The 12,533-nt window shown below is 64.6% G+C and carries 12 protein-coding genes and 1 pseudogene; 4 read left to right on the top strand and 9 right to left on the bottom strand.

From position 1 onward, the window contains the following. Window positions 1–159 precede the first annotated feature (159 nt). A complete protein-coding gene (locus HDA32_RS25860) occupies window positions 160–927 on the top strand; it encodes a glucose 1-dehydrogenase (RefSeq protein WP_179645641.1) in 768 nt (255 codons plus the stop codon). 816 nt (window positions 928–1,743) lie between these two features. After that, the gene (locus tag HDA32_RS25855) at window positions 1,744–2,502 is read left to right on the top strand and encodes a DUF2637 domain-containing protein (RefSeq protein ID WP_179645640.1); all 759 of its coding nucleotides are present in this window, start codon (window positions 1,744–1,746) and stop codon (window positions 2,500–2,502) included. A 49-nt stretch (window positions 2,503–2,551) separates the two neighbouring features. On the opposite strand, the gene HDA32_RS25850 is transcribed toward HDA32_RS25855, so the two are convergent. After that, entirely contained in the window at window positions 2,552–3,262 is a 711-nt protein-coding gene (locus tag HDA32_RS25850) for a hypothetical protein (RefSeq protein WP_179645639.1), read from the bottom strand. Between the two features lie 774 nt (window positions 3,263–4,036). On the opposite strand from HDA32_RS25850, the pseudogene HDA32_RS31940 reads away from it, so the two are divergent. Beyond that, window positions 4,037–4,369, top strand: a pseudogene (locus HDA32_RS31940) (helix-turn-helix domain-containing protein); the annotation flags it as partial. 70 nt (window positions 4,370–4,439) lie between these two features. On the opposite strand, the gene HDA32_RS25840 reads toward HDA32_RS31940, so the two are convergent. From HDA32_RS25840 to HDA32_RS25810, 7 genes are all read right to left on the bottom strand, one after another. Further along, a complete protein-coding gene (locus HDA32_RS25840) occupies window positions 4,440–5,258 on the bottom strand; it encodes a carbon-nitrogen hydrolase family protein (protein WP_179645638.1) in 819 nt (272 codons plus the stop codon). Between the two features lie 67 nt (window positions 5,259–5,325). After that, entirely contained in the window at window positions 5,326–6,183 is an 858-nt protein-coding gene (locus HDA32_RS25835) for an ABC transporter permease (RefSeq protein WP_218882601.1), read from the bottom strand. An 18-nt stretch (window positions 6,184–6,201) separates the two neighbouring features. Beyond that, entirely contained in the window at window positions 6,202–7,101 is a 900-nt protein-coding gene (locus tag HDA32_RS25830) for an ABC transporter permease (protein WP_179645637.1), read from the bottom strand. Window positions 7,102–7,112: 11 nt separating this feature from the next. Beyond that, window positions 7,113–7,787, bottom strand: coding sequence for an RraA family protein (locus HDA32_RS25825; RefSeq protein WP_179645636.1), 675 nt, complete (start codon window positions 7,785–7,787; stop codon window positions 7,113–7,115). Window positions 7,788–7,891: 104 nt separating this feature from the next. Further along, entirely contained in the window at window positions 7,892–9,016 is a 1,125-nt protein-coding gene (locus tag HDA32_RS25820; RefSeq protein WP_179645635.1) for an ABC transporter ATP-binding protein, read from the bottom strand. A 1-nt stretch (window position 9,017) separates the two neighbouring features. Then, on the bottom strand, window positions 9,018–10,106 hold the full coding sequence (locus tag HDA32_RS25815) for an ABC transporter substrate-binding protein (RefSeq protein WP_179645634.1): 1,089 nt from the start codon (window positions 10,104–10,106) through the stop codon (window positions 9,018–9,020). Further along, window positions 10,075–10,827 (bottom strand): GntR family transcriptional regulator, encoded by a 753-nt coding sequence (locus tag HDA32_RS25810; RefSeq protein WP_179645633.1) that lies wholly within the window; start codon window positions 10,825–10,827, stop codon window positions 10,075–10,077. The genes HDA32_RS25815 and HDA32_RS25810 overlap by 32 nt, the downstream gene beginning before the upstream one ends. Before the next feature lie 549 nt (window positions 10,828–11,376). Here HDA32_RS25810 and HDA32_RS25805 point away from each other — a divergent pair. Continuing rightward, a complete protein-coding gene (locus HDA32_RS25805; protein ID WP_179641202.1) occupies window positions 11,377–11,559 on the top strand; it encodes a hypothetical protein in 183 nt (60 codons plus the stop codon). Between the two features lie 115 nt (window positions 11,560–11,674). Here HDA32_RS25805 and HDA32_RS25800 read toward each other — a convergent pair whose 3' ends face one another. Next, window positions 11,675–11,827: a hypothetical protein gene (locus HDA32_RS25800; protein WP_218882600.1), complete on the bottom strand. Its 153-nt coding sequence runs from the start codon at window positions 11,825–11,827 to the stop codon at window positions 11,675–11,677. Window positions 11,828–12,533 lie beyond the last annotated feature (706 nt).

The following is a 12,533-nucleotide window of genomic DNA, read 5'->3' as shown; positions in this document are numbered from 1 at the left end:
GGGCGGCCCGGGCACCCTCGCACGCGTCACTTCTTGGATCTGATCACGACCAGGTTCGCCCTCATCGGCGCCGACTTGGACCCACCACTCGCCACCGCCGGCCACAGCCTCACCCTGATCTTCGCGCCTTCACACCGTTGAGCCTTCGAAAGGGCCGTCATGAACCCGACCTACGACTTCACCGGGCAGGTCGCCTTCATCACCGGAGCCAGCTCCGGCATGGGGCTGGCCACCGCTCGCGCCTTCGCCGCCTCCGGCGCCGCCGTCACCCTCACCGACATCAACGAAGCCGCACTGACCGCAGCAGCCGATGACCTGACCGCCGCAGGCCACCAAGTCCTCGCCCTCCCCTGCGACGTCAGCGACGAGGGCCACGTCGCCGCCGCAACCGACCAGACCGTGGAGAGCTTCGGACGCCTGGACATGGCCTTCAACAGCGCCGGCATCCAGATTCCACTCAGCGACGCGGCCGACGAAGGCGCCGAAGCGTTCGACCGCGTCAACGCCATCAATCTGCGCGGCGTATGGGCCAGCACGAAGCACGAACTGCGGCACATGCGTGCCCAGGGCAGCGGCGCCATCGTCAACTGCTCCTCCCTCGGCGGCCTCGTCGGCGGCCCAGGGCGCGCCTCCTATCACGCCACCAAACACGGAGTCATCGGCCTCACCAAGAGCGCTGCTCTCGAATACGCCCCCCGGAACATCCGCGTCAACGCCGTCTGCCCCGGCACCATCGACACCCCCATGGTCAGCGACATGATCGCCAAGGGGGATCTCGACGAGGCCGAGGCTGTAGCTCTTGAGCCCATCGGCCGACTCGGAACGTCCGAGGAGATCGCCCAGGCCGTCCTGTGGCTGTGCAGCACCGGAGCCGGCTTCGTCACCGGAGTCGCCCTGCCTGTCGACGGCGGCTACACCGCGCGATGACCGTACCCTCCGTCGATAGGCACAGCGACGGCGGTTTGTCCACACCCCGGCTGCCCACGACCAGACCCACGCTTGCCTATGTCCTGCGGCGAAGACACTTCTGTCCAGCCGTGCTCTCGTGTACGGCTGGAACCCCACCGTTACGGTGATGCCGGGGCTTCCCTCTGGAGTGTGGAGACCTGGTAATCAGGCGGTGAGCTTCAGACTAGCTGTCTGTTGCTCGTAGGCGATGGGGCTGAGCAACGTCTACCTGCGCGAAGACCTATTGGTCCCGAACTGGACGCGTGGCTGTCGCGCGAGTTCGCTCCGGAACGGCTGAACCAGGCGATCGCCGCCATGGCCGCCGACCAAGGAGACGTCCCGCACACGGCAGAGGAGCAGAAGATCCGCATGGAGATCGAGGAGTGCGAACGCAAGCTTCGCCAGTACCGCGAAGCGCTTGACGGCGGCGCTGCGGTCTCAGCCACCCGAGACCGAGACTCAGCGCCAAGCCGCCCAGATCCGACTGAGTCGACTTCAAGCCCCTCGTGACCGTCTCGACGAGACAGCTATCGCTCAGATGATCCGTGAAGTCGGTGACATCGTCGATGCCCTGGCGCAGGCTGATCCTGATGACAAGGCCGACCTGTACCGCACGCTCGGCTTGAAGCTCACCTACGAGCCCGACGAACAGAAAGTGCGAGCCGAAGTGGTCTTCAGCCCGCACCTCATAGGAGATCCGAAAGTGTCCGAGGGGGGACTCGAACCATTCCCCCATACGGATCGCAACCCCTGGTGCTGTCCACATCCTTCGCGCTGGACGGGCGGTGACCTGGAATGGATTCTTCCCGCTGGTCCCGCTGGACAACCATCGCCGCCGTCTTCATGCTGGCCGTCATCGCCGCGGTGGTCTCCTACTCGCATATGTACGAGCTGGCCCAGCGCCACGGCGAACCCGCCTGGCGCGCGGCCCTGTTTCCCCTCTCCGTAGACGGGATGATCGTCGCCTCATCCATGGCGCTGCTGACCGACGCCAGACACGGTCGGCGCGGCGGCCTGCTCCCCTGGACGCTGCTCGTCCTGGGCAGTGTCGCCAGCCTCGCGGCCAACATCGCGGTGGCCGACCCCACCCTGTGGTCGCGAGTGATCCACGCCTGGCCGTCGTTCGCTCTGATGGGTGCCTACGAGTTGCTCATGCGCGAGTTCCGCATCGACGCCCATGACGTACGCACGGCGAACGCCGACGATGAGCAGGCCGCACGCCCGTCCGAGGCCGAATCGGCCGCGTCGGAGGCGCCCGCTCAAGCCGAGCACGAAGGCGTGCTGTCTCACCACGTTGACGGTCGCCCGCGCCTGCACGTGGTAGAAGCAGCGGACGAGCCTGGGGTGGCCGTTACCACGGAGACCGTGAACCCGTCGGATGCAGTGCCGCGGGTCCAGATCGAGGCCTGGCACTGGGCCCTGGCCAACCGCCACGAAGACGGCTCCCTCCCCACCGGCCGCGAGATCGCGGCCCGCTTCGACCACAAGGACCGCTGGGGCCGGTTGATCAAGCAATGGGGCCAGCAAGGACGATTCGACCAAGCAGTGGTGTGAGGCCGCCCCGATCTATGTTCCAGGTGGAGTCACCACTTGGGTCCTGGCGTCACTCCGCTTCCTCGTTGGGAAGCGGGGCGTCGAACACATCCACCACGAATTCTGATGTGGCCGTGCCTTCGGCATCGCTGCTGTCCCCGTGGGAGAGGGTGTGGATGCGGACGTATCTCCCCTCTAGGGAGGCCTTACGGGCGACGGCGAACGCCGCACCGGCCGGGTGACCGCCGGTGGGTTCCTTTGAGGTCCAGGTCCTGATCAGCGGCAGACCTTCGGGGAGCGGCCAGCTGCGGGGTTCAGCAGTGGCGGGAACGAAGGACTCCTCGGAGCGCATCTGGAACTCCCAACCTGTCTCCCCGTCACTTCGGATCTCGTTGGCGACACGGACACCGAAGCCGATCATGTAAGCGGCGTCGAGGAATTCGATCACGTCTTCGGGGGAATCGCTGAAGTAGATCTGACGGACGGTACTGATGGGCCCCATATCGGTGTAGTCCCCCGGAGCAGGTGGCCCGGCCTCGTGGAGGAAACGGCGGACGGCAGTCTGGACCGGGTCAGGGAGCTGGTCCAGCACACTTGTGAGCTCATCCTCGTCCCTTTCAAAGAGGTGGAAGTTGAGGGCGTCCACCAGCTCTCCCGCGAGGGCGGTGTGGTCGGCGGACAGGGTGGTGACGGCTTCGAGGTCGTGTTCGCCCTCGTTGGTGAGCGCGAAGATGCGGGCCTTGCTCGGGCTGTGGTGGGCGACGAACCGTTCGATGCGCACGGGAGGCTCCTCAGTGCAGGGGTAGGCGGGTGCGCCCGCGACGCGACCGCGGGCACACCCGTGGGAGGGAAATCGAAGATCGAGGAGGCATGTCGGCTGGGTCCGCGCCCGCCGTGTTGCCGTGGGGCTCGTGTCAGCCCGGGTACCGCCCGGACTGCGTGGAGAAGGATTCAGCATCGCACATAGGGAAGCTCTCCGGGGGACTGGCCCCCAATAATCCTTGGGAATCTTGCGACTTGTGTCGGCCGTGCGCTGCGTGAGGCATCGTTCCGGTCGACAGGCGCCCTGACGGGAGGCGCCACTACTCCGGCCGGTACCGCACCACCACCGGACGAGCGATGGATACTGGCCTCAGCTCGGAGTTCGGCGTGGCTGCCACGTGGGTCGTGGCCGCGGAACTCGTGGCCGGAAGCGCTCCTATGTGGATCGGAGCCAAAGGCCCGGCTTGGTAGCAGGGATCGCGCCAGGCGCACCGCGGGTCTGGCGGCGGTAGGCGAGCAGCCCCCGGAGGGTGCCCATGACCGCCCTGCGGGTGAACACCGAAAGGATCTCAGTGATCCGGTACCCCTTCGAGCGTGTGCCGATCACGAGCTCGGCGTTGAAGAACCATCTGGGGGCCTCGGCCTTGTCGAACAGGTCTTGGGGCGCTTCGCGCCGCAGGAACTTGAACCCGGTCTCGGGTCTAAGCTAGTGCTCTGACCGGAAACGTTCGCCGGGTCGAGTGATCGGTGCCAGGGTTGACTGCGACCGCGCAGTCAACCCTGGGGAAAAGCAGTGGCGGAACCGGTCCGAGCCCGCCGACTCACCGACCAGGAAGGACAGAAAGTCCAGCACATCGTGCGCCGCGGCAGCAGCAGCACCGTGCGCTACCGCCGCGCGATGATGATCCTGGCCTCCTCCAGCGGCAACACCGTGGGCGCCATCGCCAACCTGGTCGCCGCCGACGAGGACACCGTCCGCGATGTCATCCATGCCTTCAACGCCCAGGGGCTGGGCTGCCTGGACCCTAAGTGGGCGGGAGGCCGTCCTCGCCAACTCCGCCCCGACGAACAGATGCTCGTCGTTCAGACGGCCACCACCCGACCGGCCAAGCTCGGCCGGCCCTTTCCCGCTCCTGGAGCAAGGACCGAGCTCCTCACCCCGATGGCGGAGCCCCACGAAAGATCGAGGCTAGGGGTCAGTATTCACGTGTCGCCGACAGCCCCATTCCTGTCACAGCGAATTTTCGGTTGGCGAGACTGGGGTTCTTCGCGCGCACGGTCTCTAGGCGGGACGGGTCGAGGACGGCCGATGCGATTCCAGGAGCCTCGCCCGCGCTCGCGGCGAGGTGTCCCATGGGGTCAATGATTGTGCTCTGCCCTGTGCAGGCGGGCCCGGTTTGCCCACTGGCCAGAACGTAGACCGTGTTCTCGATCGCGCGGGCGCGGGCCAGTGTCATCCAGTGGTCCTCCTTGGCTGGGCCAACCGCCCATGCCGCCGGGAGGATCAGGGCCTGAGCACCGGCGTCGACGAGGAAACGGGCCATCTCGGGGAAGCGAATGTCGTAGCAGGTCATCACACCGAAGGTGATTCCGCCCAGCGTGAAGGTGAGTGCCTGTGGCGCGCGGGCCTCGATGCGGTCCGACTCCCGGTATCCGAACGCGTCGTACAGGTGGACCTTGCGGTAGACGCCCAGGCGGGTACCGTCGCTGCCAACAGCAATCACTGTGTTCGTCGGCTTGCCCGAGTCGTGGTGGCTGGCCTCCGACATTCCAACGACGACCGTGATGCCGAACTCACGCGCGGACTTCTCTACGGCGACGGTGAACGGGCCATCGAGGGGTTCCGCCGCAGTGGTGATGTCGGCGGCGTGACCGGGGTCGGACCACATTGCGTTCTCGGGCAAGACGACGAGTTCGTTGCCACTGGCAGCGGCGCGTTGGATGAGGGCGGACACAGTGCCGAGGTTGGCGGATTTGTCGGTTGCGGCGGCGAACTGTGCGACCGAGGCGAGCATGTGATGGGCCTCCTTCGTGAGTGGGGGTGGGGCCGTCGAACTCTGCGCTATTCACGGTCGGGAGTGATCACCGCAACGCCCGCTTCAGGCCGAGGATGCGCTCGATGAGCACTACGAAGATGACCGAGACACATACGACGAACACGGAGACAGCGGCGATCTGTGGATCAGTTCGGTATTCGACGTATCGATAGATCTCGACGGGCAGAGTTGTGGCATCAGGGCCGACGACAAACAGTGCGATCACTGCCTCGTCGAAAGAGATGATGAAGGCGATCGCCGCACCGGCCAGGATGCCGGGTGCGGCCAACGGCAAAGTGACCCTGCGGAATGTGTTCCACGGACTGGCCCCCAGCGTCCTGGCCGCCTCCTCGCAGCTGACATCGGCGGAAGACAGCGCGATCATCGTGGTTCGGATGACATAGGGAATTGTGATGGCGAGGTGCGCCACTACGAGCCCTGGGTAGGTGCCGATCAGCCCGAACGGGCTCAGAGCCAGCAGGAGTGCGAGCCCCAGGACGACCGTCGGCACCAGCAGTGGGCTGAGGAACAGGTTGGCGAAGGCGCTGCGCCCCCGGAAGCTATGGCGTGTCAAGGCCAGTGAGGCTGGCAGGCTCACCAGCACGGCTACGGTCGCGGTGGCGGTGGCGACGACCGCGCTGACCTGGAGTCCCCGGATGAACTCCTGGTTGTTCAGAAAGCCGATGTACCAGTCCAGAGTGAAGCCTTCGGGCGGAAATCCCAGGTAGGTCTGGGTGTCGAAGGAAATCACGAAGACGATGAGGACGGGAGCCAGCAGGAACAGGTACAGCAGGAAGATGATGCTGTTCCATACAGTTCGGCCGAGCCGGGGTCGGCGCCGTCGGGGCCGCGTCCCGCGACGGGTCATGTCCTGCCACGGGACAGTGGTTTGAGATTCCGACATTTGTCTCCTCCTTCCGGGTCAGAACTCAAACCGGCGGATGGTTCGCAGGTACAGGGCGACCAACACCGAGAAGATGGTCAACAGGATCATTGAGAGGGCGGCTGCCAGCGGCCAGTTCAGGGTCAACATGGCCTGGTTGTAGATCTCGGTGGCAAGCACGAAGACCCGTCCGCCACCCAACAGTGCCGGGGTCACGAAGGAGCTGATGGCCAGTACGAACACAAGCAGGCCCGCGGTGAAAACTGCCGGCAGGGAGAGTGGGAAGGTGACGCGCCAAAAGCGGTGCCAGGCGTTCGCTCCCAGCGACCCGGCCGCCTGTTCCAATTCTTGAGAGATTCTCCCGAAGCCCGCAACCATGACAAGGATGCCGTAGGGCATCAGGATCTCCACAAGGGCGATGATGACCCCGGTGAAGTTGTTCGCGAGCGGCAATGCGGAGTTGATGAGTCCCATGGACAAAAGGCTCTCGTTGACCACCCCGGAGTTGCCGAGTATGACCATCCAGCCGTAAGTCCGCACCACTTGGCTCGTTAGCAGCGGAGCGACCGCCAGAGCCAGTAGCAGGCCACGCCAACGAGACGTGGTGCGGGTGAGGAACAACGCCACGGGATAGGCCAGGACAAGCGTGATCACCGTTACGAGGGCACCCAGCTGGAGCGTATTGAGTGTGACTTCCCAGGTGAAGCCGTCGGTAAGCGCCTCGACGTAGGTCCTTAGCGTGATCGTCTCGATGATCGCGCCAGCCGAACCACCCTCGTTCAGCGACATCCGCGCCACCCATAGCAACGGGATGATGAACGAGATACCGAGGCCGATGATGCCCGGGAGCAGCAACAGCAGCGGGATCGGCTTGCTGCGCCGGGTGCGAGGGACCCGGTCTCGGCCGGAGTCTGGGCGTGTCGCGACAGGGCTGGCCATAGGGATCGGCCCTAGCTGGAGACGCTGAGTTCGGCCAGCAGTGCATCCGCCTTGGATAGCTGAGGGAGGGCCTCACCGTTATCGATGCGGCGCAGCAGCTCGGGCTCGTTGTCGTCAGAGGCCCGCGCGGCGGGGAGCGCACTCTGTACCGCTGCGGGATCAGCGATGATCAGGCCGTTCTCGTCGCCGATCACGACGTCGCCCGGACGTACGACGACGTCGCCGCACACGACTGGCACATTGATGCCCCCGGCGTTGATGCCGTGCAGCTTGGTGGTCAGTACGGACGTTCCGCGGGAGTAGACACTGAGCCCACTGCTGTGCAGTGCCGCGAGATCGGTGCAGACGCCGTCGACGACCACACCGAGTGCTCCAGAGACGGCGACAGCGTGGCCCACGACTCCCCCGACCGGGGCGTGGCGCACGTCCCCACCGGTGTCGACGATGAGCACGTCCCCCGGGCTCAGCAGCGATGTGGCTTTGTGTACCAGCGTGGAGTCGGTGGCGGTGGTCCGTACCGTGAATGCGCGTCCCACTAGCACGCCGGTGCCGGTCCGCCGGGAGATCGCCGGGTCACAGAACCCTTCCTCCAGAAAATGTCCGAAGGTCGGCGGCTCGATGGCGGAGATGACGTCGACCAGCTCCTTTGGAAGCTCGGGGAGGTCTTTGTTGATGATAATCGACATTGCGGTTTGTCCTTTCTGGAGTCGCATTCAGGGCATGCGCGAGGCATCGCGGGCCGCGGCAGGAAAATGGCGAGAGACGGTATGTGACCGAAAGCGGTGCGCGATTACGGGAGAATAAGGGAGTCGAGCGGGTCCCAGCTTGCGAACACGTCGGTCCCGGTCGCGTGGTCACTGCCGCCCATCCCGGCCAGTGAGTCCGCGATGATTTCGCGGGTTCCGACCCGGATGGTGTAGGTGAGCAGTTCGCCCTTGTAGGAGCGGTCGCTGATGTGGCCCTTGATGTGGAAAGGGGCGCCGCGAGGCGTATCGGTGGCGACCGTCACCTGGTGCGGGCGGATTAGGACGGTGACCTCGGTCCCGGGTACCGCGCCGTCGATGGGAACGGCAGCGGGGACCGCCCCCAGATCGCTAACCTCGACGCTGACCGTATCGCTGTCGGCCTCGACGATGGTACCGGTGAGCAGGTTGGCGCGTCCGACGAAGTCGGCGACGAACTGGGATGCCGGACGTTCGTAGATCTGTTCGGGGGGCCCAACCTGCTCGATCTGCCCATCGCGCATGACCGCGATCGTGTCGGCCAGGGACAGTGCCTCGTCTTGGTCGTGGGTGACGAAAACGGTGGTCACCCCCAAGCGGTGAACGATGGAGCGGATCTCCGTGCGCATCGAGTCGCGGAGTTTGGCGTCCAGATTCGACAAGGGCTCGTCCAAGAGCAGCGCGGCCGGCTCAATGACTAACGCCCGTGCGAGCGCGACACGCTGCTGCTGGCCCCCGGACAGTTCCTTGACCCGTCGCTGGCCGAGATGGCCCAACTGGACCATCTCCAGGGCCTCACGCACACGTCTGTCCCGCTCGGTTGCCGAGATGCTACGCATCTCCAGTCCGAAAGCGACATTGCGGGACACGTCCAGGTGAGGAAACAGCGCATAGGACTGGAAGACCATGCCCATTCCACGTTTGTGGACAGGGACATGAGTCAGGTCCGCACCGTCGACCTCGACACGTCCGCTCGTGGCGTCGATCAGCCCGGCGATCATCCGTAGCATGGTGGTCTTCCCACACCCAGATGGGCCAAGCAGTGCGAGTATCTTGCCCTTTTCCAGGCTGAGGGATACGTCGTCGACCGCGGGCACGGACTGCTTGGGATAGATCTTCGACAGGTGGGAGAGACGCAGGTGTGTGGCGTGATCCGTCGCCGCGCTCGGCGGTTGCGGTGCCGGACTGACCATGTCAACCTCCGATAATGTCGCGCCGCCAGACTTCGGTCCATGCATCGTTCTGCTCGGCGACGTAGTTCCAGTCGATATCGATGATGCTCTCCAGCCGCTCAGGCGTAGTGGCGGTCCGAGCGGTCACGGCGTTGTCCAGCTCTGCCTCGCTGTTGGCGGGGGCGTAATACATCGTCTCGCTGAAGGACTGCTGGGCCTCAGGGCTCAGCGCGTAGTTGATGAAGGTCTGGGCGGCCTCGGGATACTCCGTCCCGGCGACGAGGTTGATGGAATTGGTCTGAAAGACGCTTCCCTCTTCCGGAATGGCCACGCCGAGGTTGGAGTCGGGTTCATCAGCGTAGAACTGGGCACGCGCGTTCCACCCAACCCCAATGGCGCCGGTCCCGTTGTTGATCATGGTGTAGGCGTCGGGAGTGGGCTCCCATGATTGAACGTCGGGAGCAATTTCGGCCAGTCGAGCGATCCCCGGGTCGACGGTGTCCTTGTAGTCGGCCCCCTCGATGTCATTGAGAATGAGCATGAGGCTCATCCCTTGGAGGTCGGGTGCGCCGTCGATAATGATCTCACCTGCGGCCTCGTCGCTCCACAGTGCCTCCCAGCTGGTCGGTTCCTCGCTTATTTTCTCCTTGTTGTACAGGAGTACAAGGTTGTCGAAGGTCACCGGAGGTCCGAAGTCACCGTCGATCTCCGAATCGGAGTCCTCGATGTTCTCCGAGTTTGGAACTTTCTCTGGATCCAGCTCCTGGAATATCCCCTCCTCGTTTCCGGTGTTCGCGATGGATATATCCAGGAACGCGACATCGGTGTTTGGGGAATTCTGCTCACTGCGGAGCGTTCCAAGCATCTCGGCGGACGAAGCGCTGGGGACATACTCCACTTCGATATCGGGATACTCTTCCATGAACGGTTCGATGACCGCTTCCGTGTAATGCTGCTCCACCACACCGGCGTACCCCATTACTCTGAGCTGCCCACTGCTGCTTGAGTCTTCGACGGTCTCGCCGACGCTGCAGGCAGTGAGCATTAGCGTGGAGGCAGACGCGATTGCGATTCCGGATTTACTGGCATAGGCGCGTCGCAGATTCTGCACGGGTTGACCCCTTCTCGTCTGATGGGGCGGCAAGTTCTAAGGAGAGTCGGCCAATGTTGGTTGACGGATCGACGAGAGTCTCGAAATTGATCTTGATCTGGCGCTCATAAGAGGTCCGAATATGGTCCCGGACCGCTCGGGCCGTTGACTCCGGAGCGTTTTTTCGCAGGGCGTCAATGATCTCCTGGTGTCGCTCCGCAGCCTTTTCCACACCCACTCGCTCGTGGGCGACGTACCACAGCCGAAGCGATCGACAGTTCAACCGGTCCACGGCTTCGGTCAGGAACTTGTTGTTGGAACCTTCGGTGATGGCGATGTGGAGGGCGTGGTCGGCCTCGATGGACCCGTAGACATCGCCAACTTCCGCAGCCCGGCGGAGTTCCTCCTGCCGTTGCTGTATCAGCTGGATCTGACCTGATGTCGCTCGGGACGCCGCGAGACTGGCAGCGGGGACCTCCATCAGCATTCGTGCCTCGTATAGCCGGTGCACATCGTCCAGCGACATGCTCCGCACGTAGGGGGTCTTGTGTGGGGGCCAGACGACGAACTGTTCCTGTTCGAGACGCTTGAGTGACTCGCGGACCGGGGTCCTCCCGGACTCGACAATGGCCATCAGTGCGGCCTCGTCAATCGGCTCGCCTGCGGGGATCTCGCCGGTCACGATCATTTTTCGAAGCACCTGGTAGGCATGGTCGGCCTTGGTTCTCGCACCGGGGGGCATCAGGTCTCCTATGTCTCACGGGTCTGCGAATGCAGACGGTATATCCGACCTGTGCGGCGCAAGAGAACTGGACCATGTATCCGTATAAATCGTGACCCGCCTGGTGAACCTGTGCGCCCGCACGTCCACTACGAAGCGCATTACCTACGCAGTGACGTCGTATGACACTGCGAGAGGATCGACAGCCGCAATTCCGACGAGGTGAAAGATCGGCCAGCGCGGTCAGCGGAGAGAAGCTGGTCGGCCCGAACCGTCCGGCTGCGCGTCGTCTTGGGGGCTCTCGGCACGCCCGGATGTATTTTCCATATATGGAGTTTGTATCGAGAGGCTAGTGAAGTCAATGGGGCGACGTGAAATCAATGTGACTTCGTCTGGCTACCGCCGCCGGGCACGCGCTGGTGGGTGCCCGCCTGTATCTACCGGCCGAGCAGGCCGCCGACCAGGAGCGCCGCAGCCAGGCCCGGGGGCCCGAGGAGGTCGCCTTCGCGACCAAACCGGAACTGGGCCGCCGACTCTGGCCGATCTGCACGCCGAAGGCCGCCTGTCGTCGTGGGGGCCGGCGACGAGGTCTATGGCACCCACCCGGGGCTGCGCGCCTGGCTGGAGAGCCCCGAGGTCAACACCGGTTACGTGCTGGGAATCGCCATCTCCACCCCGGTCTCCTCCACTCCGGCAGCCACGGCCCGCGCCGATGCGGCGCTGAAGACGTTGATTGGATTGTCTCGGGTTTGATGGAGACATCGAAGACCCGGAAGGATTCCGAGCATGACTGCACCCCGTAAGTACCCCGATGAGTTGCGCGAGCGCGCGACGAGGATGGCGATCGATTCCTCGACATCTCTAGCAGTCAGGCCATCGATGCCGGGGTCCGGGCTCCCTGGTTGCCCGCGACCCGGTCGAACGCCACCAGCAGCGTCGCTGGGTCGTGCACGAAGTTGAACAGGTCATCAAACCGGCGGCCGGGATCGGCCACCGCCCAACGGTGAAGCTTGGCCTGCATCTCCAGTACCCGAGCCCCAGGGCCCGGCGCCCCGCCATTCGGCGGGGCGCCTTCTGGCATTGCAGCATCCGTCCCTTCTCGATACCGCTGCCGCCCTTCCCCGTGCGGCCGGCTTTCCCGGCCTCGGAGTACTACGGCGGCTCCGCCCCGCCCCGAACCGATCGGCGGTCGATGCGCCCAGCCCCGACAGCCTGTCGGAGACAGGTATGGGGCGAAGTTCGGGGCGGTTCCCGTGTTCACTGTGGTTCGTTCGATGAAGGAGGAGCCCGACTGTGTCCCTGCGGTATCGCCACGAGTACGCCGCAGCCTTTCCCCGGGCTTCCCGGGCGGCTTCTGTATATCGCCCCAAGAGTTCTCCAGTCCCGGAGGAGTTCTCCCTGGATGCGCACCGCTTCCGGCCCTGGTCCGCCAGGTTCGAGCCGGTGTCCCATTAAGAGACGTAAAGCGCCGGTTTCTCGCGTACTCCTCTCCATCACGCTTGCCGGACCCGCCCCATCTGGCGGTGCTGGTCACGTCCCGGCGTTGTCAGGGCGGCTCTCGCCCTTCCCGGCATCACCCGGGGCGGCTGCCCTCAGCTTCACCCCCGCTGCTGCGACAGCGGTTTCACCTCCACTCGAACCAGCAGCGCCTCACGGCGCAAACCGAAAACGGGACAGAGCCATTAACTTGACACTCCCGGGAAGGCTCGGTCGGGCGTTTGTCGAGC

The organism is Spinactinospora alkalitolerans, from assembly GCF_013408795.1.
In the GTDB taxonomy this organism is placed as follows: Bacteria; Actinomycetota; Actinomycetes; order Streptosporangiales; family Streptosporangiaceae; genus Spinactinospora; species Spinactinospora alkalitolerans.
Note: the sequence above shows the minus strand (reverse complement) of the source record. Positions and strands in the feature narration are given on the sequence as shown.